Source organism: Paenibacillus sp. P4_A9 (assembly GCF_056402415.1).
Map to the genome: position 1 here is coordinate 206,323 of NZ_JBFUHL010000004.1, position 21,199 is coordinate 227,521.

General features: G+C 48.1%; 15 protein-coding genes. 11 read left to right on the forward strand and 4 right to left on the reverse strand.

Annotation, left to right across the window (positions count from 1 at the left end):
• Positions 1-30 precede the first annotated feature (30 nt).
• The 3 genes from AC1DVJ_RS06385 to AC1DVJ_RS06395 all read right to left on the reverse strand — a co-directional run bounded on the left by AC1DVJ_RS06385 (position 31) and on the right by AC1DVJ_RS06395 (position 8,223).
• Complete coding sequence (locus AC1DVJ_RS06385) at positions 31-4,572, reverse strand: glutamate synthase-related protein (protein ID WP_477589238.1); 4,542 nt, start codon at positions 4,570-4,572, stop codon at positions 31-33.
• 518 nt (positions 4,573-5,090) lie between these two features.
• Entirely contained in the window at positions 5,091-6,437 is a 1,347-nt protein-coding gene (locus tag AC1DVJ_RS06390; RefSeq protein WP_477589240.1) for a glutamate-1-semialdehyde 2,1-aminomutase, read from the reverse strand.
• Positions 6,438-7,182: 745 nt separating this feature from the next.
• On the reverse strand, positions 7,183-8,223 hold the full coding sequence (locus tag AC1DVJ_RS06395; RefSeq protein WP_477589241.1) for an LCP family protein: 1,041 nt from the start codon (positions 8,221-8,223) through the stop codon (positions 7,183-7,185).
• Positions 8,224-8,454: 231 nt separating this feature from the next.
• Here AC1DVJ_RS06395 and AC1DVJ_RS06400 point away from each other — a divergent pair, with 231 nt between their 5' ends.
• From AC1DVJ_RS06400 to AC1DVJ_RS06410, 3 genes are read left to right on the forward strand one after another with little or no spacing between them, the layout of a single operon-like run.
• Positions 8,455-9,507, forward strand: coding sequence for an ABC transporter ATP-binding protein (locus tag AC1DVJ_RS06400; protein WP_477589242.1), 1,053 nt, complete (start codon positions 8,455-8,457; stop codon positions 9,505-9,507).
• A complete protein-coding gene (locus tag AC1DVJ_RS06405) occupies positions 9,500-10,294 on the forward strand; it encodes an ABC transporter permease (protein WP_477589244.1) in 795 nt (264 codons plus the stop codon). The genes AC1DVJ_RS06400 and AC1DVJ_RS06405 overlap by 8 nt, the downstream gene beginning before the upstream one ends.
• A 3-nt stretch (positions 10,295-10,297) precedes the next feature.
• A complete protein-coding gene (locus AC1DVJ_RS06410; protein WP_477589245.1) occupies positions 10,298-11,092 on the forward strand; it encodes an ABC transporter permease in 795 nt (264 codons plus the stop codon).
• A gap of 78 nt (positions 11,093-11,170) precedes the next feature.
• Here AC1DVJ_RS06410 and AC1DVJ_RS06415 read toward each other — a convergent pair whose 3' ends face one another.
• Positions 11,171-12,079, reverse strand: a complete 909-nt coding sequence (locus AC1DVJ_RS06415; protein WP_477589246.1) for a YheC/YheD family protein — start codon at positions 12,077-12,079, stop codon at positions 11,171-11,173.
• Between the two features lie 172 nt (positions 12,080-12,251).
• Here AC1DVJ_RS06415 and AC1DVJ_RS06420 point away from each other — a divergent pair, with 172 nt between their 5' ends.
• The 8 genes from AC1DVJ_RS06420 to AC1DVJ_RS06455 all read left to right on the forward strand — a co-directional run bounded on the left by AC1DVJ_RS06420 (position 12,252) and on the right by AC1DVJ_RS06455 (position 21,191).
• On the forward strand, positions 12,252-13,469 hold the full coding sequence (locus AC1DVJ_RS06420) for a phenylacetate--CoA ligase family protein (RefSeq protein ID WP_477589248.1): 1,218 nt from the start codon (positions 12,252-12,254) through the stop codon (positions 13,467-13,469).
• 14 nt (positions 13,470-13,483) lie between these two features.
• Positions 13,484-14,449: a 2,3-diaminopropionate biosynthesis protein SbnA gene (gene sbnA / locus AC1DVJ_RS06425; RefSeq protein WP_477589249.1), complete on the forward strand. Its 966-nt coding sequence runs from the start codon at positions 13,484-13,486 to the stop codon at positions 14,447-14,449.
• Between the two features lie 16 nt (positions 14,450-14,465).
• Positions 14,466-15,461 (forward strand): 2,3-diaminopropionate biosynthesis protein SbnB, encoded by a 996-nt coding sequence (locus AC1DVJ_RS06430; protein ID WP_477589251.1) that lies wholly within the window; start codon positions 14,466-14,468, stop codon positions 15,459-15,461.
• A 204-nt stretch (positions 15,462-15,665) separates the two neighbouring features.
• The gene (locus tag AC1DVJ_RS06435; RefSeq protein WP_477589252.1) at positions 15,666-16,943 is read left to right on the forward strand and encodes a phytoene desaturase family protein; all 1,278 of its coding nucleotides are present in this window, start codon (positions 15,666-15,668) and stop codon (positions 16,941-16,943) included.
• Between the two features lie 39 nt (positions 16,944-16,982).
• The gene (locus tag AC1DVJ_RS06440; RefSeq protein ID WP_477589254.1) at positions 16,983-17,903 is read left to right on the forward strand and encodes an RNA polymerase sigma-70 factor; all 921 of its coding nucleotides are present in this window, start codon (positions 16,983-16,985) and stop codon (positions 17,901-17,903) included.
• A 124-nt stretch (positions 17,904-18,027) separates the two neighbouring features.
• Positions 18,028-18,519, forward strand: coding sequence for a thioredoxin-dependent thiol peroxidase (gene bcp / locus AC1DVJ_RS06445; RefSeq protein ID WP_477589255.1), 492 nt, complete (start codon positions 18,028-18,030; stop codon positions 18,517-18,519).
• A 166-nt stretch (positions 18,520-18,685) separates the two neighbouring features.
• Entirely contained in the window at positions 18,686-20,149 is a 1,464-nt protein-coding gene (locus tag AC1DVJ_RS06450) for a polysaccharide deacetylase family protein (protein ID WP_477589256.1), read from the forward strand.
• A gap of 64 nt (positions 20,150-20,213) precedes the next feature.
• A complete protein-coding gene (locus AC1DVJ_RS06455) occupies positions 20,214-21,191 on the forward strand; it encodes an AAA family ATPase (protein ID WP_477589257.1) in 978 nt (325 codons plus the stop codon).
• Positions 21,192-21,199: the final 8 nt, after the last annotated feature.

A 21,199-nucleotide genomic window follows, 5' to 3' on the forward strand; every position in this document is an offset into this window, starting at 1 on the left:
TGAAGGTTTGGTGGAGCCTTAAGCAAAAGACTATTCCGTAGCAACGGATTGGTCAGCTTGCATGTTGACCGGGGAGATACGGATGAAGCTAGCTTCAAGGTTGCCAAGCAAAGCTTCGATTTTAGCTGCGGGTTCCGATTGACCGGAGTTCGCAAGCTCAGCATGGTAAGCTGTGAGTAATTCGGTAAGATCTTTTTTACTTTGAAGGCCGATAGGCTCAAGTTTAACTTTAGCGCCTTTAGCAATACGACGTTCGATGGCTGCTTGATCAAGACCCATTTCCGGCACGAGACGTTGGTAGATAACCCCGCCTGTCATACCGGCACAGATCCATGGACCTGGATCGCCCATAACAACGGCACGGCCGTTTGTCATGTACTCGAACGCGAAGCCTTTAAGGTTCGCACGTGCTGCTAGACCGCCAAGCTCATCGCGTAGAGGCGTTGTGATCTCGCCGCCGAATACAACGTCAGCACCGGAGAAACGGATACATGCACGTGTATCTGCGCTGCCTTGAATCAAGAACAAACCTTTTTGAGCTCCGTAACCGAACGACTTACCAACGCTGCCGTTGATGAAGGTGTTGTTTTGGCCAAGTGACTTGACGATGGCAACTTTACCACCGAAGGCCATTTTACCAAGACCATCTTCAGCACCGCCGTGAACAGTAATATTCACGCCACGTGCGTTGAATGCGGCAAGACCGTTACCAGGAACGGAACCATCGATCAAGTTAAGAGCAACAGCTGGAAGCTCATCATAGCTGCCGTTGAAACGGTCTCTTACACGATGGCTGGAATAACGAGTTCCAAGAATACGGGACTCGGCGTCCACTTTGGACCAGTTACGAACGACAGGAGCATCGAACGATACGGAATCCGGGAAGAAGTCGAGACCTTCTGCGCCAGCCGCGATACGAATATCGGATGACACTGCTGCTGCTTCAGCCGCTCTTGTCTCTTCAGAGATGAACTGTAGTGGAGCCGGACGAAGAATATCGGATAGATCGATACGCTCAATGTGGCTGATTTGCTCCAAAAGATCGGAACGGCCAACGAGTTCTTGTAAGCTTTTGAAACCAAGGGAAGCTACGACTTCACGTACTTCTTCACCCATCGAACCGAACAAACGAACCAAGCTGTCTACAGCTAGATCGAACTGACGCGGTACGAAACGACGAAGACCTTTTTCTTCAGCTTCTTCCATGGAATCGATTTGTGTAGCGATACCAACGTGACAAGTGTCAAGGTGACAACCGCGACATGTTGTACAACCAATAGATTGCATCGCGATACTACCGAAGCCTGCACGGTTCGCACCGAGCATAACCATTTTAACAACGTCAGCGCCTGATTTCAGACCGCCATCGGACCATAGCTCAACGCGGTGACGAAGACCAGCTTCAATCAAAGCAACGTGAGCAAGCTTCGTACCAATCTCCGTAGGAAGACCAACGTGCGTCAAGGAGTGAATACGAGCCGCACCTGTACCGCCGTCGAAACCGGAGAGAGTAATCACGTCAGCGCCAGCTTTGGCAACACCAACCGCAATCGTTCCGATACCAGGAACAACTGGAATTTTCACGATGATTTTGGCTTTACGTCCGCTGCCTTCTTTAAGCTCGGAAATGATTTGCGCCAAATCCTCGATCGAGTAAATATCGTGGTTGTTGGATGGCGAGATCAGGTCTGAACCGATTGTAGCGTTACGTGCTTCAGCGATTTTCGCTGTTACTTTGGAGCCTGGTAAGTGACCGCCTTCACCTGGCTTTGCCCCTTGACCGATTTTGATCTCAAGGAAAGCGACTGCGTTAGCAAGCTCAATGTTAACACCGAAACGTCCGGAAGCGACTTGCGCTCCGCGCGTTTTTTTGTAACGGCCAAGCATATCTTTAATCTCTCCGCCCTCGCCGTTCATGGTTACCATGTTCAGACGTTCGCCGGCTTCAGCGTAGGCACGGAAAGCTGTTTCATTTTGTGAACCGAAGGACATGGAAGAAATCAACATCGGCAAAGAGTGACCGCCAATCGAGATATCAACTTGCGACGGATCGAGTGGCTGACGGCCATCGCTGATTGCTTTGAAGCCCGCAATGTGACGAATGGAAATCGGGTTCTTCTTCTCTTCTTCACGCAGCTTGTCGCGGTAGTCGCTGTAAGGAGCAGCTCCTGAAGCGGCATCGCCTAGTGCTTTCCACATACGTTGGAAGAAACGGAAGTTTTTCGCTGCTTTCGCTTTCGGATTCGTGTAATCCGCATAACGTGCTTCTGCCTCAGCTTCAAGCTGCGCAAAGCCAGTTCCTGCTTTTTCACTACCAAGGTAGTTTACGATATCCAGCACCTCGGATACTTCCGGATGGAAGCCGATGGAGGAGAAGAAACGTGTGTACCCACGAAGCTCGTGCGTTCCGATCGTTGAAATGACTTTCTCAAGTCCTTTCGTTAGAGCCGCGTACACTTTACGTGCTGCTGCTGCTTGGCCTTCTTTGTCAGAAGCTGTTGAGAAGAGCAAATAAGGAGAAATCACATCAGCACCTAGACCACAAGCTACAGCGATATCATGCAGGCTGCGAATAGCAGCTGAACGAAGGATCAACGTAACATGACGGCGCAGGTTGTCGCCGAAACCAAGCTTTTCCGCACGAAGTGCGATATCGATTTTGGAAACGACAAGGTGCGGATCCAGCCACAAGCGGTCGTTTTGATGAGCTTCTGCATCGTCCAAGACTAGAAGTACAGCGCCATCACGAGCTGCGGAGATTGCATCTGCTGCAAGTTTGTTCAAACCATCTTGTAGAGAAGTTCCTCTAGTAAAAGTTGTGGATAGAACAGCTACTTTGTTATCGCCTTGTGCACGGAATTGTGCAAGCAATTGCTCAAATGACGGTTGTGATAAGTGCTCTTCGCTGCCAACACCGTTCGTTCCTTCTAGAACAAGCGGAGCAAGTAGCTCAAGACGAAGGTTGCTATCCACCTGTGCAAATACCGGAAGACGAGCTCCAGCGATAACACGCGTGGAGAAATGCTCCATTTCACGGTCACGGTCAATGGCAGGGTTTGTTACAACGGCAACACTTTCTTTAATGAAATCTGGCACGTTCTGACGTTCCCATGCAAGAGCCGCGTGAGGTGAATCATGACCCAACGAACGAATCGGCTCAGCGCCAGTTTCAGACATGGATTCAATGTGTGAAATGCCGTCACGATCCCAACCAAATGCACTATACACTTGATCAGTTGTAACAATATTCTCATTAAGCTCAGCTTCTGTATTCGTTTGGGCAGGGTTCAAATAAGAACGAAGACCGCCAAAATTCACACGCTTGCTTACACGCTCATACACCAAGGTTTGAACTTCATGATAAGGAATCACTTGAATGTGCTCGCCTGGTGTCAGAACAACACCGACTTTTTCGCCTGGAGCGATTGGCTTCGGATCAGCAACCATTTCGCCAACTGTAATAACACCTTGCTCAGATGAGAAGTACAGGGACGTGTCACTTTCAACCATCCATACTGGACGAAGACCTAGCGCATCTACGCTGAAAATACACTCGTTACCGTAACGGGAAACGATACCCGCTGGACCTTGAGCAAAGTGGCCCCATACTTGACGGTAGTACACATACAAATCTTGAAGCTCCGGACGGAACTGTTTCATTTCATTAATAATAGGAGGGAATACCATTTCCATGGCTTCGAAAAGCGACAATCCAAAACGGTGTATGAATGTTTCGATCGTTCTATTCATGTCTTGGGAGTCGGAACCGCCGCTAACAAGCGGAACGCCAACCATGTCAGCTTCAAGACGAAGTTTCTTCACCGTGTTAATTTCACCGTTGTGTCCAAGAAGGGAGAACGGTTGAACGCGGAAGAAGCTGGACAATGTGTTCGTTGAATAACGGTTGTGACCGATAGTGACTTGGGACGCAAACAAAGGATCACGCAAGTCGTTAAAATATTTAGGAAGGATGCTTGCTGCACCTAATACTTTGTAGGCAGACGTCACATTGCTTAGTGTCGCAACATGAACATTGTAACGATCTTCAATCGCAATATGCAGCTCATAAAGGTGATCAGCAACTTGACCTTCAGTCTTGTTGCTAATACCTGCAATTTGCCAGAACGTAGGCTCATCAAGCAGACCATTGGCGCCTAGTGAAGAGCTGTCAACGAGGTTTTCTTGCTCAAGAATAATGGATACATCATGGGAGGCAAAAAGCTCACGAATGCCGTTTTGAATCTCAGTAACAGTCAAGTCCAGCTTACGTGGGACAAAGATATGGCCAACAGAAAAACGGTTGTCATAGGCAAGCTTGCCGTCCAGACCCGCGTCTGTTAGTTTCTTTTCCCAGAGAGTACGTGGAATGTCTGTTAAAATACCGCAACCATCACCTTCACCATTGATAAATCCTGAACGATGTTCCATTTTAACAAGGGCATCAATCGTTTTTTGGATGTTATCACGGGAAGGGTGACCATTCTTTTCAATAATACAGATAATACCGCAGCTGTCGTGTTCGGTTCCTAGTAGATCTTGAAAACGGCCTTCATTACGCATAATTTCATTCATTGCTCTGGTCAGTCGCCTGACCGTCACCTCCCATACATAATTAAACTCCTCTTGCTAACGCTTCTTGCATTCTGGCGCTTATGAGCCTGCCAGCTCTCACATTTTAGGGAGAAAAGCCACAATATGCTTAAATCCGAAATATGCATGATTGTGTATAAAAATGCAATATAACTGAATATCATGCCAATTTACAGGAGATATAACTCTTAAAATACGGCATAAATCGACTCGTAGGAAAGTAGGGCAACGCACACAAAAATCCGTGTAGTATTTGTAAATCATGCCCTAACTTTCTAGGAAAATACTGTGTATTCAAGCCGTTTCGCTAAAAGGGTAAAAGTAATCTTAGAATAGCATGAAAAACTTCATCCGACAATACTTGCGGACGTAAAACACAAATGTAAGCGTTACCTTTTTTGTATATTGGTGAATAAAACCATAATTCATACAACTCTAGTTCATGTAGAAAGACGAACGAACTATAATCCTAATAGGATCATAGTTCGTTTTTGGGACAATCAGCGTGTTTTCATCACTTTGAAAGCGCGATCTACGGCTTCGAGCGTTTGGGCAATGTCTTCATCTGTATGGGCAATCGTCATGAACCAAGCTTCGTATTTGGAAGGTGCAAGATTGATGCCTTGCTCCAGCATAAGTCGGAAGAAATCAGCGAAGCGTTCGCCGTCCGTATCCTGCGCTTCCTCATAGTTGGTGATTGGATGATCACAGAAGTGCGTAGAGAAGGCGCCGCCGATGCGGTTCAGCGTCAAGGCAATGCCGTGGCGAGCGGCCGATTCAGCGATGCCTTGTGAAAGGCGTGTACCAAGCTGTTCGAGCTTGGTGTATACACCTGGCTGCTGGAGCACCTCCAAGCAGGCGATACCGGCTGAGATGGAGGCGGGGTTCCCCGCCATCGTGCCGGCCTGATAAGCAGGTCCGAGCGGCGCGACCTGCTCCATCACTTCCTTGCGGCCCCCGTAGGCCCCGATCGGCAGCCCGCCGCCGATCACTTTCCCGAGGGCCGTCAGGTCCGGCTCCACGGCGGCGAAGCGCGCCGCGGCCTCGGTTGGGCCACCCTCTAGAATAGGGAGGCCTTCATAGGTCTGTGCCGTTCCATAATGGAATCGGAACGCCGTGATCACCTCGTCGTAGATGACGAGGGCACCATGTTTGCGAGCAGCTGCGCACAGCTGCTCAAGGTAACCGGCATGGGGCATAACCATGCCGAAGTTGCCGACGATGGGCTCCACCATCACCGCGGCGATCTCTTCACCCCAGCGCGCAAGCGCGGTCTCTAGTGCCGGTATGTCGTTGAACGGCACGGTGATGACCTCTTGCGCGATGCTCGCCGGCACGCCAGCGCTGTCCGGTATGCCCAGTGTGGACGGCCCGGAGCCAGCCGCCACCAGCACGAGATCTGAGTGGCCGTGGTAGCATCCGGCAAACTTAATGATCTTGGTGCGCTTCGTGAACGCGCGCGCCACGCGGATCGTCGTCATCACGGCCTCGGTGCCGGAGTTGACGAAGCGCACTTTGTCGAGCGATGGAATCGCCGACTTCAGCATCTTGGCGAACTCGATCTCGAGTTCGGTTGGGGTGCCATACAGCGTGCCGTTCTGTGCGGCGCGGCAAATCGCTTCTGTCACGTGCGGATGCGCGTGACCGGTAATGATCGGGCCATAGGCGGCGAGGTAGTCAATGAAGCGATTCCCGTCAACGTCCCAGAAGTGTGCGCCTTGCGCACGCTTCATAAAGACGGGCGCGCCGCCGCCAACGGCTTTGAACGAGCGGGAAGGGGAGTTGACCCCGCCGACGATGTGTTTAAGTGCTTCTTGATAGAGAAGCTCGGATTGCTTGCGTTCCATAGAAAGTATCATTCCTTTATTTGTATTTTTAGGTTTTGTCACCGTCGATTAATTCGACTCACTATACCCGCATCACCGCGAACGAGCACTGACGGATTACAACTGACAAATTCTCACTTTTGTCACAGTCGAAATATTTCGACTCACTATATCATCACATCTCGGCCAACGAGTACTGACGGATTACAACTGACAAATTCTCACTTTTGTCACCGTCGATTATTTCGAATTACTATACCTGCATCACCGCGAACGAGCACTGACGGATTACAACTGACAAATTCTCACTTTTGTCACGGTCGATTAATTCGACTCACTATACCTGCATCACCGCGAACGAGCACTGACGGATTACAAATGACAGATTCTCACTTTTGTCACCGTCAATTATTTCGAATCACTATACCTGCATCACCGCGAACGAGCACTGACGGATTACACTGACAAATTCTCACTTTTGTCACCGTCAATTATTTCGAATCACTATACCTGCATCACCGCGAACGAGCACTGACGGATTACACTGACAAATTCTCACTTTTGTCACCGTCAAATATTTCGAATCACTATACCTACATCACCGCGAACGAGTACTGACGGATTACAACTGACAAATTCTCACTTTTGTCACCATCGATAATTCGATTCACTGTATCCCTGCGTCAGGCGCTTGTACAAGCTCCTCATACGAAAAATAAGAGTGGATACCCACTCTTATTATCCAGATTTTTTATCCTATTCGTGCCTACTTCACTGTTTTCCCTGTCACCTTCGGCGTTGGCGAAGGTGAAGGCTTGGTTGGACCTGAATCGGCGTCCGCTTTACCAGCGAAAAGGTCTTTCATATATTGCTGGAGCTTCAATTTATCCGCTGTTATTACCGAAGCGCCGCGGATCGTTTTCTCCATGAGCAGGTCCGAAGGCGGAAGCTGCGAGGATACGATCCCATCTGCTTTGGCTTCATAGCCAAGACTTCCGAGCTTGAGCATGTCAGTTACACTGAGATTGGTATCGATATAAGGATCGATCGCATTCAGAATGCGCGGCAGTTTGATCAAGGAGGACGTTGATTGCATCTTACTCGCAACAGCAGTCAGGAACTTCCGTTGTCTCTCTGTTCGGGAGAAATCGGATAACGCATCATGTCGGAAGCGAACATATTGCAGGGCTGTTTTGCCATCCAGATGCTGCTGCCCCTTTTTCAAATTAATATCATACACATGATCATCTTCGGAGTCGGAATATTTCATATCCTTCTCGACCTCAATATCAATACCGCCTACCGCATCAATCAATGCGATGAAGCCTTTGAAATCTGTATATACATAATATTGAACCGGAATGCCAAGCAGGTCACTGACGGTTTTCATGGCCAAGTTAGGTCCGCCAGTCGTAATCGCGGTGTTAATCCGATCTTCGCCTTCACCAGGGATCTTCACGTACGTATCCCGCAGAATCGAGAACAGATAAGCTTTCTTTGTGACAGGATCGATAGAGGCGAGCATAATGCTGTCCGAACGCGGCAGCTCATTCTTCACCATGCCACGTGAATCGCCGCCTAAGAGCAAAATATTCACGCGCTGCTTGCCTTCCCATTTGGGGGGGGTGTATTTATCTCCTTTTTCCTTTACGGTATCGGGAATAAATCCTGCACTTCCTTTCCCTTCCGGACTATCTGATTTATGCGAGATATTATTCGCGAAGCTGTAGATGGAGTAAGAATAATAGCCGGCGACCACGAAAAGAAGCATAACGATCAGGAGCATGGTTCGTTTGAAGATTTTCATACAAGGTAAGCTCCTCTCCAGAGTAAAATTCAGCGTGATTTAAGGGGAAATACAAGATTAGTTAATCTGTACTTTTTTTATTTACAGAATTGGGTTATCATGAGCATGTTATATGGTTGTGAAAAACGTCATTATGATCCATATTATAGATGCTACGAAACTTCGATAGCAAGTTATGACGAATGTTGCCGTAATCTGTAACCGAGACGACAAAGTCAGGGGGAAAGACGCATGTTAGCTATAGATGTTCAAATGCTTCGCAAGGAATTCCAGGTTCAGCAAAGCCGCGGTGGCCTCAAAGGAGCCGTACAAGATTTATTCAAGAGAGAGTATAAGCAAATCACAGCTGTGAAGGACATAAGCTTTCAGATTCCTAAAGGTGAAATTTGTGGATATATTGGTGAAAATGGCGCTGGAAAGTCAACGACGATCAAGATGCTTACGGGTATTCTTGTACCCACATCCGGTCATATCAAGGTAAATGGTTATGTGCCTTTCAAAGAACGTGAGAAATTCGTAGCTGGGATCGGTGTCGTTTTCGGTCAACGCAGCCAGCTATGGTGGGATATCGGTGTAGTTGAGTCGTTCCAGCTGCTCAAAAAGGTGTATCGTGTATCCGAAGCTGATTACAAGAAACGTCTCGACGAGCTCGTAGATCGTTTGCAGCTGTCGGAGCTCCTTTCAAGACCTGTCCGTAAACTCAGCTTGGGTCAGCGGATGCGTTGTGAATTAGCAGCTTCACTGCTGCATAATCCTGAAATCGTATTTCTCGATGAGCCGACCATTGGTCTCGACATCGTTGTGAAAACAGAAATTCGCGAATTTCTGAAGTCACTCAATCAGCGCTATGAAACAACAATCTTGCTGACAACGCACGATTTGCAGGACATCGAGGCATTGTGCTCCCGTGTTATTATGCTAGATGACGGCCGAATTATTTATGATGGCGGTCTGGAAGAGTTGAAAGCCAGATGGGGCAAGGGCAAAGAAGTTGTGCTGCAGTTTGAGTACCCTACAACATTAGCCCGTCTCCAAGAGCTGACTCTCGGCTTAGATGTAGCTTGGCAGCTAGACAATGAGCTTTCAGCCAAAGTATTCATCCCTTATGAAAGAGCTAATATCTCGGAGGTGCTAAGCCGCGTCGTTGGCGTGCTCCAAATCCAAGATATTAAGATTAATGAAACGAATACCGACGATATCGTCCGTGAAATTTATAAATCAGGCTCCGCCGAAGTAAAACGTTTGGATATCGATCAGCCAGAGGGAGTCACGACCCATGCATAGAGCTTATATAGAAGTAATACGCATGCGATTTCTAATGATGCTCGCTTATCGGGTGAATTATTACAGCGGGATTCTGATCTACGCGATCAATATTGGCTCCTACTATTTCGTCTATAAAGCAATATACGGAGATCAAGCGGTCATCGGAGGCCTTACATTGGGCCAAATGACAACCTATGTGGCGATTTCCTGGATGGGCCGCGCTTTTTACTTCAATAACTTAGATCGTGAAATAGCGAACGAGATTCGGGATGGCAGTGTAGCGATTCAATTCATCCGGCCGTACAATTATATTTTTGTTAAAATGATGCAAGGCTTAGGTGAAGGTATTTTTCGACTGCTGCTCTTCACGACACCTGGTATGATCTTTATTTGGCTGCTGCTTCCGATTCAGTTCCCAACAGATCCTAAATTGTGGGTCATCTACTTAGTGATGTTGTTCTTCAGCTTCCTGATTAATACGCAGTTGAATATCATTACGGGCTTGTTTGCCTTTTTTCTCGAAAATAATGAAGGCCTTATGCGCATGAAGCGCGTAGCGGTTGACCTTTTTTCAGGGCTCATTATTCCGATTTCCTTTTTCCCAGGATGGTCCAAGTCCATTCTCGAGTGGCTGCCATTTCAGGCGATAACTTACTTACCTAGTGCAGTGTTTACTGGCAAAATTACGGGCAATGCCATACTCCAAAACTTTGGCGTACAAGTACTGTGGTTCTTGCTCTTAATTATTCCGATCTATGTACTGTGGGTTAAATCCAAAACACGTCTATTCGTACAGGGGGGGTAGCAGATGTTCAAGACATTCTATTTCACCCTGATTTTCGACTATTTCAAAAACTACATGAAAACAAGGCTCACCTACCGATCCGATTTTTGGATTGAAGTACTGTCCGACTTGTTATTCAATGGGTTGAATTTATTCTTCATTCTTGTCGTCTTTATGCAAACGCAATCGCTTGGCGGCTGGAATCAAGAACAAATTTTGTTCATCTACGGTTATTTTATGATCCCTTATGGTATATTTATTTCCTTTTTTAATCTGTGGGGCTTTAGTGAGCGCTACATTGTCAAAGGGGAAATGGATCGTATCTTAACGCGTCCTGCTTATAATCTGTGGCAGCTGATGCTCGAGAATCTTGATCCAGCATCTATGTTCAGCGCGTTGGCGGGCTTGATCGTAATGATCTACTCCTGGGTACAGCTTGACTTGCCGTTCCATTGGCATGATCCGTTGATCTTCATCGTCATGGTGGTGGGCTCGATCCTCATCTATGCAGGGGTGTATATCTCACTGACGTCATTAGCCTTCTTCTCCGATGCACCAACGGGTATCTTGCCGTTAATTTGGAACATCCAGAACTATGGGCGCTATCCAGCGACGATTTATAATAAATTGTTGCGCAGCATACTGACGTGGGTTCTACCGTTTGCGTTCGTTGGCTTCTATCCAGCCGCGTATTTCATTGACCCGGAGAACTGGAAATGGTTCGCTCTGCTCACCCCTGTGGTTGGCATCGCGTTTAGTGCGCTGGGCATCACGGTTTGGAATATTGGCGTCAAACGATATCGCGGCGCAGGTTCATAACAATTGTAAAGGCCGTCCCCCAAGGTTTAATTTACCTTGGGGGACGGCCTTTTGCTTTAGTGAATAGTGGAGACATGACTAACTATCAGAAGTTGGTTCAGACGGAGACGGGGCTTCAGAAGAAGGTTCTACACTCGACTCAGGCTGCACATTAGATGCGGTCGACACCCGCTGCTTCGGCGCTTTTTTCGCCTTCGAGCAGGTCAAATCATACTTTCGGCCATTAGCTCTGCCGAATCGGATGATGTTACGGATGATCGATTTGTCCTCCAGCTTGGTGAAGGGGCAGGGATCAGGCCGCGTGTTGACCTCGAGAATCCATGGCTTCAGCCTGTGGTCGACGGCAATATCGATGCCGAGCTCATTCATGGCAGGATACGCGCGGCTTAATTGAACGGAGGTCAAATGGGCGATTTGTTCCATTTTGAACATAAGAATAGATGTTGCATCTACCCCGAATTGGGGTTCCAAGAGGTCATAGGGACTGTAGATGGTGCCGCCTTGACTGCCATTGGTTACGGCTTTCTGCGGATGAGCGACCCGAGCTGCAGTCCCCGTACATACCCATTTCCCCGTAGGGCTGCGCTGAATCATGACCCGGAAATCGAAGGGATTCCCCTCATGCTTAAGCACATGGATACCCTTCTGAATGAGATATCGCTTGGTGCCGCAGCGGTGCAGGAGGGATTGATACAGCTTATCGAACGTCGGAAAACGGTAAATGGTCACGCCGCTTTGATAGCGGTAGGTTTTTCCCCGTTTCTCAACGCGCATAACGCCTATACCGAGGGAACCGATGTCAGGTTTAACATAGAGCATACCGTGCTGGGTGAGCATGGCAAATAATCGATTTCGACTAAAAGGATGCGTAGTTGGCACATGCTGGCGCAGCTTCGCATCCCGAAGCGTGACGCGTGTTTTAATCCATTTGCTTGAAACGGCCTTCAGTGAACTGGTCATGGCTACGATCCTTTCTTTAGCGAGCATGTCGTTTCATTATTCCTTATGATATGAGCGCTTGCGGAGGCAGGTGAAAAGGGATTCTGGTTTGTAAATTAGGAATATAGAACGATGGGCAGGAAGGGCGCATAGGATATGTAGTCAGGTGTATTTGGGGTTATGTTTAGTTCGTACTGCCGAGAGGAGGAACCGCACGTCCATGCACATGAAAGAAGTAATACAAAGGATGAAACGGCAATTTCCCTGGTTGTTATCAGGACACGTGCAAGAAGTCGGGGCGGATCAAGAAGAACTTGCTATGACTACACTGCCGCTTGTGTCAGCCGAGATGTTGGAATCGTTCTACTACACAGACACCAACCCGTACCTGCCCCGCGCGGAGATGAATCGGTATCAGACGTCAGGCACGAGCTCCAAGCGGCGTAAGACGATTTTTTATTCCCAATCGGACGAAGAAGCTTATCTGCGAATCAAACTGGACGTTTTCCGCAACATTCTGGCAGGCACGAGTTACCGAACTGCGATGGCAGACATGGGCACAGGGCATGCGGAGGCAACGGCAGTCGAGGTATTTCGGGAGCTCGGTATGGAGGTAGAATCGGTATCCTTTCGGCTTCCGATCGAGCAGCATATTGAACGGCTTCAAAGCTTTAGACCCGAAGTGCTGTATACGATGCCGTCGATTTTGGATCGTATTTTGCAAGCGTCAGAGGATCCTACAGACTATGGCGTCCAGCATGTCATTCTGGTCGGAGAGATTGCTTCACCAGGTTGGAAGCAGCGAGTAGCTGAAAGACTAAACATCGCAGAGACTTGTGTCACCGATACGTACGGATCCATCGAGATTGGGACAATTGCTTACTTTTCGCACGAGTATGGCAGGTATTTATTTACGGAGGGCATCGTTGCAGAGGGCGTCAAAGCGGAGTTACTAGGTGCTGATATGGAGCCGCTGCCAGATGAACTGGAGCAGGTGTTGGTCCTCACCTCGACAGTAAGGGATTCATTCCCCGCGCTGCGTTATGTCACTTACGATATCGTACGAGATTTAAGAACTATCGACATAGAGGGCGTTCCCACTCAGAGCTTCCACAGCATCGTAAAACGCATTGGGCCCGACCTAAAGCACGGGGAGAAGATCAGTATCTATGACATTGAGGATGTCGTTTATCGTCACCTTCGCGAAGCAAGCGTTCGTGTGCAGGTTAGCGGCAACGCTTTAACTGTCTATGTCTATAGCGCTTTAGCAACGCGAACCGTTTTGGACAGCATTCGTGCGGATGTGGAGAGCCATATTCCAGCTATCGGCATGATGATACAGGCGAAACTTTTAGATGGCATTCAAGTTATCGGGGGCGCCTTTGAGGATTCACAGAACCGCACCTACGTGAAAAATAAAAAGATTTTTTACACATAAAGGAGGGGGAGCGAATGGAGCTTGAAGGAGGTATTGTCCACGCGATCGGACGTACGCCGCTGATTCGGCTGTCTCGCTTGTTCAAGGATCAACCCTTTGAGGTATATGGCAAAATGGAGTGGATGAACCCTGGCGGCAGCGCGAAGGATCGGCCTGCCTTGTTTATGCTGCGGGAAGCGATACGTCGAGGCGATGTGACGAGTGAGAGTGTCATCGTAGAGTCTAGCTCCGGCAACCTAGCCATCAGTCTGGCACAACTCTGCCGATATCTCGGGCTTCGCTTCGTCTGTGTTGTTGATCCGCGTACGACGCAACAGCATTTGCAAATCATCCGCAGCTTTCATGGGGAAATCGATCTTGTATCCGTGCCTGATGAGGCGACGGGGGAGTTTCTGCCAGCACGCATAAAGCGAGTTGCTGAGTTGGTGAGTCAAATCCCGAATGCCTTTTGGACCAATCAGTACGGAAGTCCGGACAACGCGCTGGCTCATAGCGAGACTACGATGCGGGAAATTGGCGAGCAGTTAGGTGCAGTCGATTATTTATTTTGCGGAGTAAGCTCGTGTGGCACGATTCGAGGTTGTATGGACTATATCCGCGGTCGCGGATGGTCGACACAGATCGTGGCGGTGGATGCCGAAGGCAGTGTTATTTTTGGCGGGGAAAAAGGTTCGAGAAAATTCCCTGGACTAGGCGCAGGCATCACGCCAGGCTTGCATCGGCATGATGTTGCGGATCGGGTCATCTACGTATCCGACAGAGATTGCGTAGAAGGCTGCCGCGCCTTAGTGATGGAAGAAGCTGTTCTGGCGGGCGCCTCTTCAGGCGGCGTGATCTCGGCGATCCGCAGAATGAGCAGCGTCATTCCTGCGGGAGCGGTTTGCGCAGCGATTTTGCCAGATCGGGGAGAACGGTATTTGAGTACTGTGTATAACGATGAATGGGTACAGAGTGAGATAGGGTATACACCGAGTAACTAGCATGGGAGACTAGCGAATGTTGTATTTACAGGATGACCATATCCGAGAGATCGGAATCGATTGGAAGAAACTAACCGACATCATTCAAGATGTCGTTGCCATACAAGATAGCGGGGACTGTGCACACCCCTTGAAGCCATACTTACGCTTTCGTGATCCGAAGAACCGTATTATTGCGATGCCTGCCTATGTAGGCGGTAACATCGATATGTCGGGTATTAAATGGATAGCGAGCTTTCCAAACAATCGCCTTTTGGGACTTCCCCGGGCCCATAATACGTTGATTTTGAATAAACCCTCAACAGGTGAACCAACGGCATTTATCCACAGCGGCTTGTTAAATGGTTTGCGGACCGCAGCGGTTAGCGGTGTAATGCTGAGCAAATTTGTGAAAGCTAGGCAGCCTGATCAATTTCGCATCCACTTAATCGGATGGGGACCGATTGGCCGATTGCATCTGGATATGTGTGTCGCTTTATTTGGTGAGCGGATTGAAGAAGTTCGGATTTATGATTTGATGGGTGTAAGCTTTGAAACGATCCCCACTGCTATTCGGGATAGGACACAAATGATAAGTGATTGGCGAGACGGCTACCGTGAGGCTAATGTGATTATGACCTGCACGGTGTCTGCAGAGAGGTATATCGATGAGGCTCCGCCTCAAGGCGCGCTACTGCTCAATGTCTCTCTCCGAGATTATAAACCGGAAAGTGTGTCGGGCCTGAAAGCGATCATTGTGGATGATTGGCGTGAGGTGTGCCGCGAACAGACGGATATTGAACAGCTGCACCTCCTGTATAACTTACAGGAATCGGATGTACGAACCTTAGCCGATGTGGTACTTCGCGACCAACTGGCTAGTGTGGAAGTGCAGGAACCCATTTTTTTTAATCCGATGGGCTTAGGGATCTTCGACATTGCTATTGCCGGTTACTATTGGCGGGAAGCTGTGCGGCTGAACAAGGGTGTTACGTTAGAGGGCAGCAGGTTGACTCCTCCCAGTAGTAGTTAATTTACTTGTTATCCACATCTATCCACAAAGTTACCCACAAGTCCACAGGGCCTTAAGTCCCTGTTGTGCATAACTTATCCGACGCATATCAACATATCCACATACTGAGATATCCACAGAAAAGCTTCTGTGGATTATTTTTTTGTCACAAAACACGCGCCTATTTCGCCTTATAGAGGGAAAGCGAAAAGGAGGATGTTGCATATGACAAAATACGACACAGCCGTGATAGGTGGCGGCTTAGCTGGATGGATTGCCGCTATAGAAGTTGCCAAGGGTGGAAGAAAAGTCGTGCTGCTAGAGAAATCAGAGCGCATGGGCGGCAGAGCGATGACAAATAAGAAAAACGGCGTATTTTTCAACCTAGGCGGGCACGCCCTATATCGAGCGGGAGAAGCCTATCGTATCCTACAAGAACTTGGCATTCGCATCGAAGGTGGCGCACCATCATCTAAGGTTAACGCGATGTGGAACAATCAGCTTATGCCCATGCCTGCAACACCGCTCAGCATGCTCACCTCCAAGTTGCTCACATGGTCAGGAAAGTGGAGTCTCCTGCGACTTGTGATCCGATTAATGAAACTGGATGCGAGCAAGGCAGGAAACGCATCGTTGAGAGAATGGGCAGAGCGAGAAATTCCGGATCCGATGGTTCGTCATATCTTCTATTCCTTGTGCCGTACAGCTACTTATGCACATGATAACGATCACCAGCTCGCAGGTCCTGTGCTTGTACAGGTACAGCGTGCGCTGAAAGGGGTGCTCTACCTCCACGGGGGCTGGCAAACGATCATCGATCAACTCCATAAGAAAGCGATTGAAGCGGGTATCGATATCCGCAGTGGTACCGACGTGAAAGAGATCATGCATGCAAATGGCAAGGTTCAAGGGCTCAAACTGGCCGATGAAGAGATGCTTGAGGTATCGCATGTCATCAGCACTGCATCTCCTTCGGAGACCTACAAGTTAGTCTCAAACGCAGACCGCACGATGTTGAAACAGTGGATGGACGAAGCGCGCCCCTCAAAGGCCGCATGCCTTGATTTAGGCTTGAAGAGGCTTCCTGTTCAAGGGTGTGATATAGCAATCGCGCTAGATCAGCCGATTTTTTTCTCCAATCACACGGTGAATGCTAAGCTTAGCGAGGATGGCACACTGGTTGTTCATATGGTCAAATATAACGGTACTGGGGAAAACAATCCGAAAGCCGACGAGGAAATCCTTACCGCTGCGATGAATACCTTGCATCCTGGCTGGGAACAAGAAGTGGTAGCTAGGCAATTTCTTCCGAACATTACGGTCGTTCACGACACCTTGCATGTAGGTAAATCCAACTTGCAAACAGGTCCAGCCGTCGAAGGCATTCATGGACTGTATGTAGCTGGAGACTGGGCCAGTCATGGCGAAATGCTCGCCGATGCCTCGGCAGCAAGCGCTAGACGCGCGGCAGAAGCTATTTTAAAAACGGCTCAATTCGCTTAGAATTGTCATATAATCATAGGAATCGGGAGGTGTGGCAAGATGGAGATCACAGGAGCAGAAGCTTCCGAGCAGATCTATCTGTCCTATAGACCATTGATGTTCTCACTAGCGTATCGCATGCTGGGAAGTGTGATGGATGCGGAAGATGTCGTGCAGGAGGCATTTCTGTATGCGAATGAGACGAATCTGGACCATGTTCATAATCCCAAAGCTTACCTATGCAAAATCGTGACCAACCGCTGCATCGATAACTTACGCTCCTCAAGTAAAAAACGAGAGGTCTACGTAGGGCCGTGGCTGCCGGAGCCACTGATAACGACCAATGACGACCATCGGATCACCCCGGACCTTGCATATGCCCAGAAAGAATCGTTATCCACAGCCTACCTTTTGCTTCTCCAGCAATTGTCGTGGGTGGAGCGGGCTGTTTTCTTGCTTCGCGAGGTTCTGCAATACGAATACGATGAAATCGCAGAGATTGTGGGCAAAAGCAGCACGAATTGCCGCCAAATTTTCAGGCGGGCTAAGAATGCTATAAACCTCCCGCCAGAGCGGGATGGCGAACCGAAATTACAGCCCAACAACAAGCCCGTAATGGAACAAACAAGCGCTGTCGTGGAACAATTCGTTCACGCGCTTGTGTCAGGCAATATCGCCCAACTGTTAACGATCGTGAAATCCGATGCGATTCTGTACTCCGATGGCGGAGGCAAAGTGAAAGCAGCGATCAACCCAATTATAGGGGCAGAGCGAATCGCTATGTTTTTGTCAGGTGTTTTGGCCAAATTACCGGAGGGCTATCGCTTTACCTTAACTACGGTGAACGAACAAATGGGCATCGTAGCCTACGTGAACGATCAGCCCAATAATGTGTTGACCTTTCAAGTGGAGGATGGGCAGATCAAGACTTTGTATCTCGTCGTGAATCCGGATAAATTGAGGCATATTGAAGTCATTTAAAAGGCTGCTAACGAGTCTCTACGATTCGTAGTGGCTTTTTTGCGTTTGATGTCATCCAGTGAATGACGCATAATGGATGAAGATATTAGCTGGATAGCAAGACGCGAAAGAGGAGAGAGCAATATTGAGCAAAGAGAAAGAAATCGTACCGAAGGCGCCGACCAAGCGAAAGGCGCCCGCATTTTCGCTGCATGGTTCCAACGGAGAGAAAGTCTCATTAGCCGATTACAAAGGGCGCAAAGTCGTCATTTATTTTTACCCGCAAGACAATACACCGACCTGTACGCAGCAATCGTGCGATTTTCGGGATTATAACGGGAAGTTCGCTGAGCTAGGTGTGGAAGTCATTGGAATTAGCCCCGATGAGCTGAAAGCGCACGATAAATTTATTGCGAAATATGAGCTACCGTTCTTGCTGCTTTCGGACACGAATCACAAGGTAGCGGAGAAGTATGGCGTATGGGCGATGAAAAAGCTATATGGTCGCGAGTACATGGGCATTATTCGTTCCACTTTCCTTATTAATGAAAAAGGATATATCGTGAGAGAATGGAGCAAAGTGAAGATTAAGAATCATGTGCAGTCTGTTCTGGATGCTGTAATGGAGATGAAGTAGAGACATACTTTGCAGAGATAAATATAGAGTTCATAGTGACAAATATAGGTGAATACTACTATATTTGTTTTTGGTTTTTCTAGTTTTTTTGCTGTCATACTCTCGATCCTACTTCCATATAATCTATCAGATGTCAAAATGATAGAACATGCGGAGGGATCATCGGATGCGCTTACAAGTACAAGCTCCAATCAACGGAAGACTACGAATTCAAATCATGATGGTTGTTGTTTTACTAGTTTCACTCTTGGTTGGTATAATGCCGGCCCATGCCGCGGAAAATGAAGCTGATCCAGCTGTGCAAGAGGTTTATCAACAGCTTCAATCAGGGAAGCGACTGAAGAGTGAGAGGACCTATGTAACTCCGGAGCAACCTACTGTGTATTTGACATTTGATGATGGTCCAAGCAAGCTGACGAATCAGGTGCTGGATATTTTAGATAAAGAAGACGTCAAGGCGACGTTCTTCGTACTTGGTGAGCAAGCGAAAGCGCATCCTTCTGAGCTCAAAAGAATCGTGAACGACGGTCATGCCATTGGCAATCATACATATAATCATGTTTATAAAGAGCTTTATAGTGATTTTCAAACCTTTTGGAACCAAATCCAGCGCAGCGAGGACGTTATTTCAAATATCGTGGGGATACGACCACAGCTCGTGCGCGCGCCTGGCGGGACAGCTACGAATTTTGATGCTAACTACTTCTACCTCATGGAACAAGCCGGTTACATCATGCATGACTGGAATGTTGACAGCGGGGACTCCAAGAGAGTGAACGTCCCTGTGAATGAAATTTGGCAGACGGTGAAGGCTTCACCGCTTGATCATGAGATCAACATTCTGTTTCACGATGGAACGGGGCATGAATCTTCCGTCCAAGTACTACCCCAAGTGATTAGTTATTACAAAAAGCTAGGATACGCGTTCGCCACGTTGACGGAACAGGTTAAACCTAAACAATTCACCATCACGAAGCCAAAATGGGCTCGAAATATGAGCTTGAAGCATTTTCAAGATCTGGTAGAACAAACACAGCAATATGCAATTGCTCACCCTAGCACATCTGACATCGCCAAGAAGGCAGAGGAAAAGCTCCTCGCTCAGAAACTAGAGGCCGAGGCTGAAGAGAAAGCGAAAGCGAAGAGGGAAGAAGAGGAGGAGGCTGCTCGCATTCTCGCCCAACAAGCTGCCTTGCCTTTGCAGGTTCATGTGGTTGGAGGCACATTTACCATTGAACCATCGATCTATAAGCTCCAATCGAATCGAATAGAGCTGCCTCTACGCTATCTCATCGAAAAGATGGGCGGGAAAGTCGATTGGCAAGCGAGTACTAAAACAGCCAATGCGCATTATGGCATTTATGATATGGATTATGATCTAGCAAATAGAAGCATTAGTTTGTTTACCTTAGGTAAGCAAACAGCCACGTATTCGTTAGCGGATATGCACATGCAGAATAATCAAATTATCGTTCCTTTGCGAAAAACCATAGCTTCACTCGGCGGTAGAATTACGAATGCCGTGATGGATTCGAACACACGAGAAGTTTCTTTGGCGCTGCGCCCTCTCTACTTTTTCAAAGAAAATAATAGTATTCTCAAAAACTCTCTATTTGCAATGGGCGGTTAATGTCTAAAAGAGTAGAGAGCTGGAAAAACTAGAAGCATACCCTTATTTAGGAGGCTTCTTGTCTATGGCATCGAAAACCCGAATATTCGATCAACCGCAGCCTCTAGTGGAACGGATGATCATGAACGTAGAAAAAGTGATAGTTGGCAAAAGAGAGACGATAGAGAAAGCCTTTATCGCCATGTTGAGCGGCGGCCATCTTCTGCTAGAGGACGTTCCTGGTGTAGGCAAAACCATGCTAGCACGCGCGTTAGCCAAAACGATCGGTTGCGAGTTTAAGAGAATTCAATGTACGCCCGACTTGCTCCCTTCGGATGTGACCGGTGTTTCGGTTTTTAATGTGAAGAGTAATGAGTTTGAGTTTCGTCCAGGCCCATTAATGACGTCTGTCGTACTTGCTGATGAATGTAACCGGACCTCTCCGAAGACACAGTCTGCTTTCCTCGAAGCGATGGAAGAGAAACGAGTGACGATTGATGGCACGAGCTATGAGCTGCCGAAGCCCTTCGTTGTCATCGCGACGCAAAATCCCATGGATTACGAAGGAACGTATGCCCTCCCGGAAGCACAGATGGATCGTTTTATGATGAAGCTTTCCCTCGGTTATCCAACGCATGATCAAGAGATTCTGATGTTGGATCGTCTGCAGGATCGTCACCCGTTGGAAAGCCTGAAGCCTGTTATCGTGCAGGATGAGTTTGTGCAATTACAGAAAGAAGCGGCCATGATTCATGTGGATAACACGTTAAAAGATTTCATAGTTCGCTTAGCCTTAGCGACGCGAGATCATGCTGATTTTTACATAGGAGCAAGTCCAAGGGCGTCTTATGCCTTGATGCGCGCTGCACAAACGGCGGCTTATGTGAAAGGGAGAAGCTTCGTTGTTCCCGATGATATTAAGGATTTGGTTTTACCCGTTTGGACACACAGACTTATTCTCACTTCGGATGCTCGCATGATGGGTCGTTCGGCCGAAATTATTCTTAAAGGCTTACTAGATGGCATGCAAACACCAGTTCTCCGTTACGTAACGGCGAAGTAGGGGGCCAT